This window comes from Bradyrhizobium sp. UFLA05-89 (genome assembly GCF_059803475.1).
The window spans coordinates 1-15,147 of sequence record NZ_JBANBA010000025.1 but is presented as its reverse complement, the minus strand read 5'-3'; the positions used below and the strand labels follow the sequence as shown (position 1 = coordinate 15,147).

Genomic DNA, 15,147 nt, shown 5'->3' with positions numbered 1-15,147 from the left:
CTGACACGGTGCCCAACGCTGGGGAGCTGTCGCCCATGGCTAAGGCCAGAACAACGACCAGGAGTTGGGCTAGCAGTAGGAGCCGGACAATCATCTGACACCATTTGTAACTCGGCCCTCGCCGCAGGCGATCACCTCGGTCGAGGATGCCCGCCGCCGAACCTGAATTCGTTCTTGCGGCTAGGCAACTTAGGAATCAGAGAAACCATATCGAAGGTAGTGGCTGTCATCGTAATAGTCTCTGCGCGAAGCATCAAATCGAGTCATCGCCTTGATATCCGTCTTGTTGAGGACAGCGCCGATCAACGAATCCGATATGGTCGGCGCGGTATGCAGAGCGTGCTGAACGACGTCGATCTTCGTTCGCCCCCACTCGACAACCAAAACGTAGCAGTCGATCAAGGGGGCAGTGACGCGTACGTCGACCAGGGGGCTTAGTGGGGGAAGATCCACGATGACGTAGTCATACGTTTGACGCAAACGCTCAAACAGCTTGCAAATGGTATCGGCTGAAAGAAACTCGCTGGTGTGGATCAGGGAGCCCCGTCTTGCAGGAAGCACGTCCAAATTGGTCTTCGGATCGCGCCAGATCGTCTCCTCGAGCGAGCGGCTGCCGTTCGCAACTTCGATAATGCCGGTGCGCGCTTTGGGTGTTACGCCAGCAGACAGGGACGGGTTTCTGAGATCGCAATCGACGATGATAACCTTCTTGCCACTATGCCCGATGAGTTGAGCCAGAGATGCTGCGATTGAAGTCTTGCCCTCGTTGGGCAGAGCGGAAGTTATGCCAATCACCTGGTTGGAAACTTTCGCTGGACTATGGTCAATGGCAAGCTTGATTGAACGGATGGACTCCGTAAACCGCGAGAGCGGCATCCCTACAACAGCCCGATGAATGGCCGGAACATTTGAGATCGTCCGCAGCCGCGTATCCTCATCTGCTTGCTGCGAGCGGGCTGGCGGTTTTAGAGTTTTAGGAAGCCGCAGCAAAGGGACTAGCGATAGGCACGGCAGCTCCAATATGGTCTCTACCTGCGAGGAGGTACGGAAGACCCGATCCATGAGATCCCTGATGAAAGCGAGGCCGAAGCCTAGGGCGATCCCCGCGAATATGCCCAAGCCAAGTACCATCTTCGTCTTGGGTTTGCTCTTGCTCTGGGGCGGTGAGGCAGGAAAGATCACCCGGGTCTCGGAAATCGGGAATGTTTCCTGCTGCGTCGAGCCCATATAATGCTGAAGGAACGCCTCGTGCATCGCACGAAGACCCTTCGCTCGGCTCTCCAGCTCTCGTATCGTTATTTCCGCCGAATTCGTCAGGCGCGATTGAGAGACCGCCTGAGCGAGCTGTTTCTCCAGTTCTTGTTGCCGTTGCTGAGCTGCTTCCATTTCATTCCGGCTTGCCTCGGCGAGCCGCTTGACTTCTTCCAGAATCGACGTGCGAAGATCTCGAATTCGAGTTCGCAGATTGACGACTGCCAGATGGTCGCGCCCATACCGCACCGTCCAATCTGACTCACGACGCGAAAGCTCGAGATACTGTTGGCGAAGGTTATTGATGATCGGGCTCTGCAGCACATCCGCGCCAGCCGCATCAGGGGAGCTGATGCCCGACGAACCGTTAGCATCGGAGCGCAAAATCGCCTCGTACCGGTTTACCTTTACCTGCGCATCAGAGGTCTGCGCGCGAGCTGCCACCAGTCTGGCATTGAGATCGTTGATCTGCTGCTCGTCGATCGGCTTTCCGCCGGCCGACACAATGTTGTTCTGAGACTTGTACGCGCTCACCGCACGCTCGGCTGCCTGGGCCTGCTCATTGAGTTTTTCCAGGCGTTCCTGCAGCCAGTTTCTCGCTGTTCGCGTGGCTTCAAACTTAGCGTTTGTCTGGTCGTTGATATAGGCGTTCGCCACGGCATTGGCGATTTCCGCCGCGCGCATCGCGCTGCTCGAGCTGAAACTGATCTCGATGACGTAGCTATACCCGACACGATACGCAGACAGTCGGTCCAGGAATGCGGCAATTTCCCGTTCGGAGGGTTGACCCGCGCCGACCGAGACTGAGGGCTGATCGTCCTTCCGTAGGTTCAAGCCTCGGATGTGCTGCAGCAAGGAGCTTAGAGACAGTTTTGGTCCAGTAAAATCAGGGTCATCGGCGAGCTTGAGCTGTGTGATAACTGCAGCTGCAACGGCTCGCGATTTGACCATTTGCAGTTGTGTCTCGATCTGGGTGGCATCGACCACGGGCTCAGGAAGAAGAGATTGCTGCTGGACAAATTGAGACCTCGGACTCGCCAACAGGACTTGAACTTGTGCCGTGTATGTTGGGGGGACCATTCGAAGATAGAGTGTCGTGGCAGCCACTACGAGCGCCGCGGTGACGATGATCACGAGATACTGGCGTCTTACAAAGGTGATGCCGTATTTGACGAGATCGGCGATCCCCCCGCCTTCGATTTGATCGAATTGTGTCTGCCCACTCAGCTGCAGGCGTGCCCTGTCGGTCTGTGGGAGATTGCTCTGGAGCATTAGGTACCTGTTCTCGGTTGGCGCAACCACGACGGCGCAGCCGCTTGCACCGGCGTCTGTATTTTGCGTCTGGCATTTAAATGAAATATATCTGGTAAAATGGCAATTGCCAAATTAAATAGTATTGAGATATTATTTGGGCTCGGGTTGCGTAGTTCGATTGAAGGTGCACGAGTTGGTTGTGGAGTGGAACTGTCGGTAATTACAGAGCTATTTTTTCATTCGCGTTGATCGTCTTCGCAGCCATGAACCCGGTTTCGGGCTTCGTGCTGTAATAATGGATTTAATTGCGAGCAAAGTCAGAGAGCTTCGATGTTGCAAGTGCGATGTTTGGCAGCCTCCGCTTCGACGGCGCTCGCAGCTGATCGATTCCCAGACAACCGCCGCTACTTGGGCAGCCCGTCTCGAAGCGCTGCGGTTGTTCAACTGGCAGTGCTGCCGAGCCTCGTTTGCGCCGTCTGCACGGTCGGAGGAGGTCGATCCGTTGTGCGTGCCTTTTGGTCTTCTACGGGGAGGCTTCGATGATCGATATTCAGTCTCCGCCGGCCGCGTGGATTGCTCCGGCTCCCCCAGGCATGGTCGAGTTGGAGTTGTCCTTGGGCCAGATCGACACTCTCTGTCGGACTCTTGGAGCAGCAGCGGCGGAGGGCAAACAGATATTCGGTTGCTCTATTTGGGGGGCGGGGGGGTGCCTGATCATCGTCCCGAAGGTGAGGAACGGGAGCTCGCTCGACGACCAGGCTCGCGTGCGCGAGCACGAAATCGCGCACTGCAATGGTTGGAGGCACGAGACTCGATGAGCGTAGGTTCGGAGATTCGAATGCATCAGATGCGACGCCTTTGCGTGACGGACAAATTTCGCATCGCAGATCTGGCCGACTTTCCCTCGGAAGATAGAGGGCCGGTATAATCGGAGGACGCGCTGATGCTGGAAATGCGATGTTTGGCGATTCCTGACGTCAAGATGATCCGAACGGATCGATTCCGCGACGCCCGCGGTTATTTTTGCGAGACTTTTCGACGGTCCGCCTTCGCGGAGAAGGGAATTCTCCACGATTTCATTCAGGACAACCAGTCGAGTTCGGACCGGATTGGCACGGTCCGCGGCTTGCATTTCCAGCGTCCGCCGTTTGCACAGGCCAAGCTCATCCGGGTGCTAAGCGGGGCCATCCTCGATGTGGTGGTTGATCTCCGACGCTCATCGCCCAGCTTCGGCAAGCATGTTGCGGTCGAGTTGGATAGCGAAGGCGGAGAGCAGTTGTTTGTTCCGAAGGGATTCGCCCACGGGTTCTGTACGTTGCAGCCAAAAACCGTGGTCTTCTACAAGGTCGATCAGGTGTACGCTCCGACTCATGACGGGGGGCTCTATTGGGCCGATCCCGCATTAGCGATTACGTGGCCGGTCGACGTGTCTGAAGCCCAGGTGTCACCAAAAGATCGAACGCTTCCTACGCTCAACCAGCTGAATTCGATCTTCGAATAACGGAGAGAGCATGCGTGTCCTAGTAACCGGCGGGGCGGGCTTCATCGGTTCTGCAGTGTGTCGGCAACTGATGCTGCAGCATGGAGCTTCAGTGGTCAATGTCGACAAGCTGACATATGCGGCCAACGTCGCCTCCTTGTCGTCGATCGCGGGGCTAAGTTCATATGCGTTCGAGCAGCACGACATCTGCGACCAGGCGGCCATGGACCTCGTGTTCACCAAATACGAGCCGACCTCGGTCATCCATCTCGCAGCCGAAAGCCATGTCGATCGGTCAATCACCGGCTCGGCGGAATTCATCAACACCAACATACTCGGCACGTATACTCTGCTGGAAACGGCCAAGAGATATTACGTTGGCCTTTCTGCTGCACGCCGGAAGCGGTTTCGCTTTGTCCACGTTTCGACCGACGAAGTGTACGGCTCGCTGGGGCCGTCGGATCGCTTTCGCGAAGATACGCCTTATCAGCCCAGTTCGCCATATTCAGCGAGCAAGGCGGCATCGGACCACCTCGCACTTGCCTGGTGCAGAACCTACGACTTGCCCACTATGGTCTCGAACTGTTCAAATAATTACGGGCCGTTTCAATTCCCGGAGAAGCTGATCCCACTGACCACTCTCAACGCAATCGAGCAGAAGCCGTTGCAGGTCTATGGCGACGGTAGCAACGTGCGCGACTGGCTCCATGTCGAGGATCATGCAGCTGGTTTGATCGAGCTGCTCTTCAGAGGCCAAATCGGAGAGAAGTACAATTTTGGCGGTGGCGCAGAACGCTCAAATTTGGACGTCGTCACCCAGATTTGCGATGTGCTCGACCGGCTATGTCCTGGTTTGTCGGCGAGGCGATCCCTGATCACCTTTGTAGCAGATCGTCCGGGCCACGATGCTCGTTACGCTATCGACGCGTCGAAAGCTCATCGCGAACTTGGCTGGCAACCCAAGAGAACTTTCGAGCAAGGCTTAGCCGAGACCGTTGGTTGGTATCTTAGGAATCGCGCGTGGTGGGAACGCGCACGCCTGGAAATCCACAAGGGCTCGCGCCTGGGGCTTCTGGTTGCCCAACATTGAGGTCGCAAATGACGGAAAGATCCATCCTAGTCACCGGTCGCAATGGTCAGCTAGCCAGGTGTCTTTACAATCTCGGTGTCGATCGCGGGCTGCCCGTGGTCGCACTTGGTCGTAAGGAGCTCGATCTTGCGGCCGGTCTAGCGATCGAAAAAGCCGTCGATTCGATTGCCCCCTCAATCATTATCAACACCGCCGCCTATACAGCAGTCGATCGCGCTGAGTCCGAAGTAGCGAATGCGTACAGCATCAACCGTGATGGCGCCGCTACGTTGGCAGACATCGCATGGCGGAGGAATATTCCGCTTATTCATCTGTCAACCGATTATGTTTTCGACGGTGCGAAGTCGGGCGTCTATGACGAAAGCGATCTTCCGGCTCCCATAAATGTCTATGGCGAGTCAAAGCTTGCGGGCGAAGCTGCCGTTCTAGCGGCGCATCCGCTTGCGACAGTGATCAGATGCTCATGGCTGTATAGCCCCTTTGGCACCAACTTCGTTCGAACGATGCTGCGGCTGTGCGAAACACAGCCGGTGGTAAGGGTTGTTCAGGATCAACACGGAAAGCCGACGTCCGCCTTGGATCTAGCTGCAGCGCTGCTCCACATTGCGGAACGGTCGGTAACGGTTGATCGCAGGGCAAGCTCCGGCATCTTTCATCTCGCAGCGCAGGGCGAAACGACCTGGCACGGTTTTGCTGAGGCGATCTTTGATGGCCTCGCCCGTCGTGGACTTCAGGTTCCGAAACTCGAAACAATTACGACGGAAGAACACCCGACCGCTGCCCGGAGGCCGCCGAATTCGCGCCTGGATTCGTCCAAAGCCGAACGCGTGTTCGGGATACGGCTGCCGGTGTGGCGCCATTCTCTCGAAACTTGTCTCGATCAACTTGTCGGAGAAGGAGAAGCGGATGCTGAAAGGAATCGTGCTGGCTGGGGGCAGCGGAACGCGACTTTATCCGATCACGCACGTTGTCAGCAAACAGTTGCTGCCGATCTATGACAAGCCGATGATCTATTATCCGCTGTCGACGCTGATGTTGGCAGGAGTCCGCGAGATTCTTGTCATCACCACGCCCTCAGATCGGTGTCAGTTCGAGCGCCTGCTGGGCGACGGCAGCCAATGGGGGATTCGGCTCAGGTACGCGGAGCAACCCCGTCCCGCCGGACTTGCGGATGCGTTCATTGTTGGTGCCGATTTCATCGGGAACGATCGCGTTGCGATGGTGCTCGGCGACAACATTTTCTTCGGCGACGGGCTAAGTGCACTCCTCGCCAGAGCTGCGGGTCGTGAGGAAGGTGCAACGATTTTTGCCTATCACGTGCGAGATCCTGAGAGATATGGCGTCGTTACCTTTGATGACGCCGATCGTCCACTTCAGATCGAAGAAAAGCCAAAGGTTCCGAAATCGAACTGGGCTATCACGGGCCTCTATTTCTTCGACAACCGCGTCGTGCGATATGCACAACGTGTCGAGCCCTCGGCACGGGGCGAGCTGGAGATCACCGATCTGCAGATGCGCTATCTGTTGGCCGATGCGCTCCACGTTGAGCGGATGGGACGAGGCTTCGCCTGGCTGGATACCGGCACAGTGGAGTCGCTGATTGACGCGGCGATGTTCGTGCAGACCATTGAGAAAAGGCAAGGGATGAAGGTTGCCTGTCTCGAGGAAGTCGCCTTAAGGCAGGGATTCATCGATCGCGACCAGGTCGTCGCGCTGGCGAGATCGTTAGAGAAAAGCGGCTATGGGACGTATCTAAATGAGGTCGCGCATATCGACCGCAGATAGAAAATGAGTGCCGCACAATCCGGCGTCGTCTGCGGCGCCCCCAGGACTGAATCGACAATCCGAACGGGAAACCTGCGGGACGGTTCGAAAATCTGCCGTTAATACTATCTGTCGCCAGATTATTACAATTTATTTGATTTAATGATAGTGATACATTAAATTATTAAATCATATAGAACGACGATCGTGGTAGCTGAATTGATCCCGTTCCTGGACCTGAAAGCACAAGCTCGCACGATCGGGCCGGAGATCGAAGCCGCGATAGCGTGTGCTATCGCAAGTGCGCAATCTGCGCGCGGGCTTGAGGTTGGCGTCTTCGAGGCGCGCTTTGCCGATTATTGTAGCGTCCGCTATTGCCGAGCCGTCAATAGCGGCGCGACGGCACTCCATCTGGCATTGTTGGCGGCCGGAGTTGGACCGGGCGACGAGGTGATCACGGTGTCAATGAATTCCGCTGCAGCAGCGGCTGCCATTGTCCGCCGGGGCGCTACGCCGATTTTCGTTGAGGTCGATCCAGTCACGTGGACGATGGACCCGGCCTCGATCGAGGCGGCAATCACACCGCGGACGAAGGCAATAGTGCCGGCCCACCTACATGGACTCATGGCCGACATGGACCGAATTATGTCGATGGCCCGCCGGCACGGTCTCATTGTCATCGAGGATGCGGCAGAGGCCCACGGCGCCGAGTACAAGGGCCGGCGAGCTGGTTCGATCGGGGACCTCGGTTGTTTCAGCTTCTACCCCGACAAGAATCTCGGAGCGTATGGCGAAGCTGGGGCCGTGACGACAAATCACCCCGAGTTTGCCCGTCGGATATCACGGCTGCTCGATTGGAAGCAGGGCGACAACAGTGATCAGGTTGTCCCATCATCATATGACGACCGCATGGATGAAATTCAAGCTGCCGTGCTGAACGTTAAGATGAACCATATTGAGTTCTGGACCGAAGCTCGTCGGTCCATCGCCATGCAGTATGATCGGGTGTTGTCGGATAGGTCACTCGCGCATCCGCAGCCATCCAGCCATAGCCGACATGTCTATCATGTATACGCCGTCAGGTTTCAATGTCGTGATAAGGTGATCGAGAAGCTACGCGACGCTGGGATTGGGGTTGGTGTTCACTACGCTATCCCGGTCCATCTACAGAAGAAATACGTCGAACTTGGATATCGAATTGGCGATCTCCCGGTGACCGAGAGACTTGGGCGGGAATTTCTCTCGTTTCCGATCTATCCGGAATTGTCGCCGGACCGAATCACTTCCATCGCAGCCGAACTGAAGACGATCGCGGGATCCGAAGCTCAAGTGTTCCGCGATGATGGCGCATTCCAGAAGAAAGTCGTTGCGACAAGGCCTAACAGGTTAGCAGCAGGAGAGTGGTGTTGATTGACCTCAAGGGTAAACGCGTTCTCGTTACTGGTGCCGCCGGGTTTATCGGTTCGCATATCATAGAATTGCTGTGCGACGAGGGCTGCACCGAAATCGTCGGGCTCGACAATATGTCGACTGGTCGACCAGAGAATCTTCGACGGCCGCTGACGAGAGGGCCGGTGCGGCTGGTCGACGGGGACCTACGCGATAGCCAATTGGTAGCGGCGCTGGTCAAGAGCGCCGATATCGTCTTTCATCAAGCGGCACTACGAAACTCCCATTGTGCCGCCGAACCGCGGATGGCGATGGATGTCATGGTAAATGGCACCTTCGAGCTGCTTGAGCTCTGTGTGAAGCACGACGTCGAGAAGGTCATCGCGGCGTCGTCGGCGTCGGTATACGGCATGGCTGAAGAGTTTCCGACGACCGAGCGTCAGAATCCGTATGGCAACCGGACGGTATATGGAGCTGCGAAGGCGTGTATTGAAGGACTGCTGCGTGCTTACAACGATATGTATGGCCTTGATTATGTCGCGTTCAGATATTTCGACGTCTATGGCAGTCGGATGAATATCCACGCACGCTACACTGAGATGCTAATTCGGTGGATGGAGCGGCTGGAAGTCGGAATGCCTCCCGTGATTTTTGGCGACGGCCAAGAGACGTTGGATTTAGTACACGTACGCGACGTCGCACGTGTCAACATCCTTGCTGCGCGGGCAAGGGTCAGCGACGAGGTGTTCAACGTCGGAAGCGGCATCGAAACAAGCATCGTGCAGCTCGCTTCAGCACTCGCATCAGTGATGGGGCGTAGCGAGGTAGTTCCGCAATTCGCACCCGAACGCTCGGCGAATCCGGCTCCGCGCCGCTTGGCTGCCACGGGCAAGGCGGAACGTCTTCTGGGCTTTCGCGCCACGATCTCACTTGAGCGGGGGCTATCTGATCTTGTGAAGTGGTGGCGCGCCGAACGTGGGTTCGCGGCCGCCCGTGAGCAACAGGGGATAGCTTCGTGAGTTCGCTGACTGTCGACGGTCGAGCGTGCGATGCTTGGCCAGGACGCGTGAGGCAGCCCCGTTCCTGAAAAGACACTACTTGGAGAGGAAGAAATGCGAGTTGTTGTAACTGGACATCTTGGCTACATCGGTACCGTCTTGACCCCAATGCTGGTCAGCGCTGGCCACCAAGTGACCGGATTAGACAGTAATCTCTATTCTCGATGCACATACTCGGCAGGCGGCTCGATTCTCGATGTTCCCACGATTCAGAAGGATGTCAGAGATGTGGAGGTGGCTGACTTCGTCGGCTATGATGCAATACTGCATCTTGCTGCGCTGTCGAACGATCCGCTTGGAAATTTGAAGCCTGAGCTGACGGACGAAATCAACCATCGCGCAAGCGTTCGAATGGCTGCGGTAGCCAAGCAGGCCGGCGTGCAGCGCTTTGTATTTGCCTCTTCATGCAGCAACTATGGGAAAGCCGGCGATGAGATGATCGACGAGACCGCCGCTCTCAATCCCGTGACGGCCTACGGCGAATCCAAGGTCGCGTCCGAACAAGGTATATCGACACTGGCCGGAAATGGATTCTGTCCGGTATATCTGAGGCCCGCAACGGCATACGGGCTCTCACCGCGGCTACGCTTCGATATCGTATTGAACAATCTGGTTGCGTGGGCGTTCACGACGGGGAAGATTCATCTGAAGTCGGATGGCACGCCGTGGCGTCCGATCGTCCACATCGAAGACATTTCAAGAGCGTTCATTGCCGCCCTGGAGGCGCCGGCCGAGGCTGTGTTCAATGAAGCATTCAATGTCGGCCAGACCGCCCACAATTATCGAATTCGAGATTTGGCCGAAATCGTCGCGAGCGTCGTGCCGAATTGCAGGATCGAATTGGCCGACGGTGCGGGTCCAGATGCGCGTTCCTACCGGGTGAATTTTGAGAAGATCGGGCGCAAGTTGCCGGGATTCCAGCCGCGCTGGGATGCCCGAATGGGAGCTGAGCAGCTTTACAGGGCCTATCGTTTGTCCAACGTGACCTTGGAAGAGTTCGAAGGAGCGCGATATCAGCGGATTGGCCATATTCGGAAGCTCGTCCGCGACGGAGTGCTTGATCGGGACTTGCGCTACGCGAAGCAGCATCTTCAAGCTGAAGTATGAATGATCATTTGAAGTTGAACGAATTGCTTCTGAGCGAAAATATTGGCGAAGATCTGTTCGCCTTTGCTGCGGAGATATACCCGATCTGCCGTAGCATCACCGGAGATGGGGTACGGAAAACGCTGCGTGCGGTCGGCACGCATATCGATCTTAAGATCCACGAGGTACCAACTGGAACCGCGGTCTTCGACTGGGTCGTCCCCCGCGAATGGAATATTCGCGATGCGTATATCAAGAATGAGCGGGGCGAGAAGATTCTCGACTTCGCTCGGTCAAATCTGCATGTCATGAGCTATAGCGTGCCGGTGCGAAAGCATGTCTCGCTGAGCGAGTTGAAGCAGCACGTCTACACGTTGCCGGATCAACCCGACCGGATCCCTTATCGAACATCATATTACGCGGAGAACTGGGCATTCTGCATGAGCCACCGCTTGTTTGAGGGGCTCAGAGACGAGACCTACGAGGTCGTCATCGACTCGACCCTCGAGGACGGATACCTGACATACGGCGAGTATCTGCACGAGGGCGAATCCGAGGATGAATTTTTGCTCTCGGCCCACGTGTGCCACCCCTCGCTCGCCAACGACAACTGTTCCGGCATCGCGCTGCTGACACAGCTTGCGAAGCGGATGAAGGGACTGCCGACGCGATATACTTACCGGTTTCTGTTTGCGCCTGGTACGATCGGCGCGATTACGTGGCTAGCGCGCAACGAGGATCGGTGCCGACGCATCAAGCACGGGCTGATCGTTTCCATGGTTGGAGATGGTGGCGGACCAACCTACAAGAAGAGCCGGCGCGGCGATAGCGAGATCGATCGGGCGGTTATCCATGCGATGCATCACTCCGGGCTGACGCCGACGATCCTTGACTTTTCTCCTTACGGCTATGACGAACGCCAGTATTGTTCGCCCGGATTTAACTTGCCGGTAGGGCTTTTCCAGCGCAGCAAATTCGGTGAAATTCCTGAGTACCATACGTCGGGCGACAATCTCGATTTCATTGCACCCAACCACTTGTCCCTGTCGTACCGCCTCATTGCCGAGACAATCGATATCGTGGAAAACAACGGGGTGTATTGCAACACACTGCCGAAATGCGAGCCCCAACTCGGACGGCGCGGACTCTATGGACCGGTCGGCGGAGACAAGGGCGCTGTAGCTGCCAACATGGCTATGCTGTGGATACTGAACCTTTCTGATGGAGCGCATTCGCTACTTGACATTGCCGAGCGTGCTAATTTGCCATTTTCTGCAATCGGGGGCGCAGCGCAACAACTGTATCAGAGCGGGCTCTTGAGGCCACTGTTCGTTGCTCAACCAAAATAGATGCTTGGGTAACGATGCCAGCTCCAATCAGTATGCAAGTGGAGCGCTGGTCTGGATGAGAGAGAGTCGCCGAGATCGTGACGCAGGGCTTTTTTCGGGGGCACCGCCCAACACGCCGCGTCATCTCTCGGGTGACCGGAATCCGAAGCACGTCGCAAATAGGTCAAACGAGAATGAGGGAAACCGCATTGCGGTCGAGCCGGCGGCTCCACTGCAAAGGCCGAGATGGTTGAAAATCCCAAGCTCAAGGGGGCGGTAGGCAGGCCATAAGAGCAGAGTCGAGGGCCGCGGCAAGCTCATTGAGCGATGCGCTGTCAGTCACGATGCCGACATGGGTGCCAACTATCGACCGGCATTCGATGTCAGCAGCCATTCCCTGCCAGAGCTCGGCCGGGCTACAACCGTACGCATCGTGATTGTCGGCCTCGAACGAAGTGATCTTTCCCGCATAATACCTTGGACGGTATTCGGCCATCAGTGCTCTGCAGTGTTGTTCGATAGCGCTCATCGACTCCACCGGTGTCGTCGAGGTGGGTCGAGAGGCAGGCATTTGTCGTCTCAGCAAGCGATAGACCAGTCGCCGAGAGCGTTGGAAAAACGTCGGAACGACTTGGTTCAGTGGTACTCCGACAAGGATCGCGAGATGTCGGTAGATCAGGTGCGCTTGTGAGCGGAGAAAAATACGCGTCGGCCAGAAGCGTTGGTCGAACCGAGTATCGATTAGTCCTACCAGCCCAATCTCCTCTTCCGACTGCCGAAGCAAGCGCGCAACCTCGATCGCGACTAGGCCTCCAAACGAATAGCCAACAAGGTGATAGGGCCCGCGAGGCTGAAACGCGCGGATTGCAGAGCAGCAGCGATCCGCCATAATTTCGACCGTCGAAGGTAACTTACCGTGACTGTCGCCTCGACAAAAATCGATGCCAATCGACGCTCTTGAGTTGCGTATGCGCGATGCCAGTGCTGAGAGGCCGTGGGGGTTGCCGTCGCCTCCGCAGAAGAGGAAAAGCGGCGCATCCGCTGCGCCCGTTCTCAACTGGACCAGAGAGCCGGAGTTGGCGTTGAGCTGGAGAATGGCCGCCATAAACCACCATTTGATTCAAGAATTTGCGTTGCAATGCCAGCAAGAAGCCGACTGAGTTGACCCTTGTACAAGGCTCGTGCGCTCTATTGGGAAAAATCAGGCCAATGCAAATCCCTCTCGGAAATTTCCGCAATCGCTAGCGGCCAATTCAGTCCGAACGCCGGATCGTCGTAGCGAATGCCGCGGGCGAAATCAGGCTGGTATGGCGTGGAAATCAGGTAGCTCACCTCGACATCATCGCAAAGCGTCTGGAACCCGTGCGCGAACCCCTTCGGAATGTAGAGTTGGTCGCCGTTCGCGCTCGACAGCTCAAATCCCTGCGAATTGCGATAGGTTGGTGAGTCGGGTCTGATATCGATAATAACGTCAAAGATGGCGCCTCGGGTGCAGCGGACCAATTTTGCCTCGCCGTACGGGGCGTTCTGGTAGTGCATGCCGCGCAGAGTTCCCTTGCGCGCGGAAAATGAAATGCTGTGCTGCGGATAATCGGCCTCGAGTCCACGGGCCACGAATTCTTCGACACAGAAGCTGCGAGCGAAGAAGCCGCGTCTGTCGTGCGCCGGCTCAAGTCGTAGGAGATAGGCTTCATGGAGCTCTGTAGGGCAAAATTCCATCTGAATGACTGCCTTTGGATTACCAAACCTGGGAGGAACCTTCTGCTCATCCCGCCGTCCCGCAGGCTTTGTCTTCTGGCGAGAGCAGGCGGAAGATGGTTTATTTGGTGATTTAATTAACAAAAATAGCGCGCTTATTATTGCAAAACCATATTTAAATTTAAATGCGGGTGTGTATTATAGGACAGTGTTCATTTCTGGCTTAAGGTTCAAGGCCGGCGTTGGAGCAGGGCGTCGAATAGTGATGTTTACCAGTCAAGCAGAATCAATCCAGGTGGCGACACGCCAAACCGCGAAAGTGAGCATCGATACGTCTCCCCGGGGGTGTTGTCGCCTATGCGGCGCAAAGCTCGCAACGACGTTCATCGACCTTGGGATGTCGCCGCTGTGCGAGAGCTTCTTGCCTGGCGATCAACTCGATCAGATGGAGCCCTATTTTCCGTTACGCGTGCTCGTGTGCGACGGCTGCTTCCTGGTGCAGTTGCAGGAGTACGTCAAACCGGCGCACATATTTACGGAGTATGCGTATTTCTCCTCATACTCCACCTCCTGGGTTCAGCATGCGCGTCGCTATTGCGAAGCGGTGGCAGCGCGGTTTGCTCTCGGGCCCAAGAGCAGGGTAGTTGAGATTGCGAGCAACGACGGATACCTGCTTCAACACTTTCTGCCGTTGGGGATTCCCGTTCTCGGAATCGAGCCAGCCGCGAATGTGGCCCAGGCCGCTCGGGGAAAGAATGTTCCGACGTTGGTTGAGTTCTTTGGGCTGGATCTTGCCCGGCGCCTTGCGTTGGAAGGTGGCAAGGCCGATCTCATCATCGGTAATAATGTGCTGGCGCAGGTGCCCGATCTCAACGACTTCACGGCCGGAATGGCTCATCTTCTGGCGGCGAATGGAGTTGTCACACTTGAATTCCCACATCTTGAGCGCTTGATCGAGGAAAACCAGTTTGACACCATTTACCATGAGCATTTCTCGTATTTTTCGCTCGTCACCATCGATCGCCTTGCGCGCAGGCACGGCCTGAAAATATTTGATGTCGAACAACTTGCAACACACGGAGGATCGCTACGTGTGTATCTGTGCCATCAGGACAGCAGACACGCGATAGCTCCGCAGGTTGATGGCTTGCTCGCTCGCGAGCGAGAAATTGGACTTGAGGACATTGCGAGCTACGCCAGATTCGCTGCAAATGTTCATCGCACCAAGCGCCAGCTCCTGTCATTTCTGATCGAGTGCAAGGAGAAGGGTGCAAAGATCTGCGGGTATGGCGCCCCTGGCAAAGGCAACACGTTGCTCAACTACTGCGGGATCGGCACAGATTTTCTCGACTTTACCGTCGACCGCAATCCCTACAAGCATGGACGCTACACGCCCGGAATGCACATTCCGATTCGTCCGGTTTCCGCGATCGACGAGGCGCGGCCAGACTATCTCTTGATCTTGCCGTGGAATTTGAAGAGCGAAATCGTCGGACAGATGCGTCACGTGAGCTCTTGGGGCTGCAAGTTGGTGGTGCCCATTCCGAATGTAGAGGTTATCGATCCGCGAGAGTTTGCGCCATGAAGGTAGTTCTGTTCTGCGGAGGACTTGGTACCCGGATCCGTGAGTATTCGGAGAGTATCCCGAAGCCGATGATACCGATCGGTCATCAGCCGATCCTCTGGCATGTCATGCAATACTACAGCCAGTATGGACATCGGGATTTCGTTCTGTGTCTTGGCTATAAA

General features: G+C 56.2%; 13 protein-coding genes. 10 read left to right on the top strand and 3 right to left on the bottom strand.

Annotation, left to right across the window (positions count from 1 at the left end):
• Positions 1–189: 189 nt before the first annotated feature.
• Positions 190–2,523, bottom strand: a complete 2,334-nt coding sequence (locus tag SO139_RS15565; RefSeq protein ID WP_449383040.1) for an AAA family ATPase — start codon at positions 2,521–2,523, stop codon at positions 190–192.
• A gap of 925 nt (positions 2,524–3,448) precedes the next feature.
• Here SO139_RS15565 and rfbC (SO139_RS15560) point away from each other — a divergent pair.
• The 8 genes from rfbC (SO139_RS15560) to SO139_RS15525 all read left to right on the top strand — a co-directional run bounded on the left by rfbC (SO139_RS15560) (position 3,449) and on the right by SO139_RS15525 (position 11,721).
• Complete coding sequence (gene rfbC, locus SO139_RS15560; protein ID WP_474799927.1) at positions 3,449–4,006, top strand: dTDP-4-dehydrorhamnose 3,5-epimerase; 558 nt, start codon at positions 3,449–3,451, stop codon at positions 4,004–4,006.
• 10 nt (positions 4,007–4,016) lie between these two features.
• On the top strand, positions 4,017–5,075 hold the full coding sequence (gene rfbB, locus SO139_RS15555; protein WP_498540204.1) for a dTDP-glucose 4,6-dehydratase: 1,059 nt from the start codon (positions 4,017–4,019) through the stop codon (positions 5,073–5,075).
• Positions 5,076–5,083: 8 nt separating this feature from the next.
• Positions 5,084–6,073, top strand: a complete 990-nt coding sequence (rfbD, locus tag SO139_RS15550) for a dTDP-4-dehydrorhamnose reductase (protein ID WP_449383043.1) — start codon at positions 5,084–5,086, stop codon at positions 6,071–6,073.
• On the top strand, positions 5,982–6,860 hold the full coding sequence (rfbA, locus tag SO139_RS15545) for a glucose-1-phosphate thymidylyltransferase RfbA (RefSeq protein WP_449383044.1): 879 nt from the start codon (positions 5,982–5,984) through the stop codon (positions 6,858–6,860). Before rfbD ends, rfbA begins: the two co-directional genes overlap by 92 nt.
• A 198-nt stretch (positions 6,861–7,058) precedes the next feature.
• Entirely contained in the window at positions 7,059–8,249 is a 1,191-nt protein-coding gene (locus tag SO139_RS15540; RefSeq protein ID WP_449383064.1) for a DegT/DnrJ/EryC1/StrS family aminotransferase, read from the top strand.
• Positions 8,246–9,247, top strand: a complete 1,002-nt coding sequence (locus tag SO139_RS15535; RefSeq protein WP_474799932.1) for an SDR family NAD(P)-dependent oxidoreductase — start codon at positions 8,246–8,248, stop codon at positions 9,245–9,247. Before SO139_RS15540 ends, SO139_RS15535 begins: the two co-directional genes overlap by 4 nt.
• 93 nt (positions 9,248–9,340) lie before the next feature.
• Positions 9,341–10,393 carry an NAD-dependent epimerase/dehydratase family protein gene (locus SO139_RS15530; protein ID WP_474799934.1) on the top strand — a complete coding sequence of 351 codons (1,053 nt, stop codon included), beginning with the start codon at positions 9,341–9,343 and terminating at the stop codon, positions 10,391–10,393.
• Complete coding sequence (locus tag SO139_RS15525) at positions 10,390–11,721, top strand: DUF4910 domain-containing protein (protein ID WP_474799936.1); 1,332 nt, start codon at positions 10,390–10,392, stop codon at positions 11,719–11,721. Before SO139_RS15530 ends, SO139_RS15525 begins: the two co-directional genes overlap by 4 nt.
• Positions 11,722–11,965: 244 nt before the next feature.
• On the opposite strand, the gene SO139_RS15520 is transcribed toward SO139_RS15525, so the two are convergent.
• Complete coding sequence (locus SO139_RS15520; RefSeq protein WP_474799938.1) at positions 11,966–12,805, bottom strand: thioesterase domain-containing protein; 840 nt, start codon at positions 12,803–12,805, stop codon at positions 11,966–11,968.
• Between the two features lie 83 nt (positions 12,806–12,888).
• Positions 12,889–13,419 (bottom strand): dTDP-4-dehydrorhamnose 3,5-epimerase, encoded by a 531-nt coding sequence (gene rfbC / locus SO139_RS15515; RefSeq protein WP_449383049.1) that lies wholly within the window; start codon positions 13,417–13,419, stop codon positions 12,889–12,891.
• 244 nt (positions 13,420–13,663) lie between these two features.
• On the opposite strand from rfbC (SO139_RS15515), the gene SO139_RS15510 reads away from it, so the two are divergent.
• Together SO139_RS15510 and SO139_RS15505 are read left to right on the top strand one after the other, a co-directional pair.
• The gene (locus SO139_RS15510) at positions 13,664–14,983 is read left to right on the top strand and encodes a methyltransferase domain-containing protein (protein ID WP_474799980.1); all 1,320 of its coding nucleotides are present in this window, start codon (positions 13,664–13,666) and stop codon (positions 14,981–14,983) included.
• Positions 14,980–15,147, top strand: a 168-nt coding sequence (locus SO139_RS15505; RefSeq protein ID WP_498540217.1) for a sugar phosphate nucleotidyltransferase, incomplete at its 3' end; no start/stop codon positions are given. The genes SO139_RS15510 and SO139_RS15505, both read left to right, overlap by 4 nt.

Bases quoted from the DNA above. Each gene is read 5' to 3' on its own strand.
- rfbC (WP_449383049.1), bottom strand. From the start codon at position 13,419: ATGGAATTTTGCCCTACAGAGCTCCATGAAGCCTATCTCCTACGACTT.
- SO139_RS15520 (WP_474799938.1), bottom strand. From the start codon at position 12,805: ATGGCGGCCATTCTCCAGCTCAACGCCAACTCCGGCTCTCTGGTCCAG.
- rfbD (WP_449383043.1), top strand. From the start codon at position 5,084: ATGACGGAAAGATCCATCCTAGTCACCGGTCGCAATGGTCAGCTAGCC.
- SO139_RS15525 (WP_474799936.1), top strand. From the start codon at position 10,390: ATGAATGATCATTTGAAGTTGAACGAATTGCTTCTGAGCGAAAATATT.
- rfbC (WP_474799927.1), top strand. From the start codon at position 3,449: ATGCTGGAAATGCGATGTTTGGCGATTCCTGACGTCAAGATGATCCGA.
- SO139_RS15565 (WP_449383040.1), bottom strand. From the start codon at position 2,523: ATGCTCCAGAGCAATCTCCCACAGACCGACAGGGCACGCCTGCAGCTG.
- rfbA (WP_449383044.1), top strand. From the start codon at position 5,982: ATGCTGAAAGGAATCGTGCTGGCTGGGGGCAGCGGAACGCGACTTTAT.
- SO139_RS15530 (WP_474799934.1), top strand. From the start codon at position 9,341: ATGCGAGTTGTTGTAACTGGACATCTTGGCTACATCGGTACCGTCTTG.
- rfbB (WP_498540204.1), top strand. From the start codon at position 4,017: ATGCGTGTCCTAGTAACCGGCGGGGCGGGCTTCATCGGTTCTGCAGTG.
- SO139_RS15510 (WP_474799980.1), top strand. From the start codon at position 13,664: ATGTTTACCAGTCAAGCAGAATCAATCCAGGTGGCGACACGCCAAACC.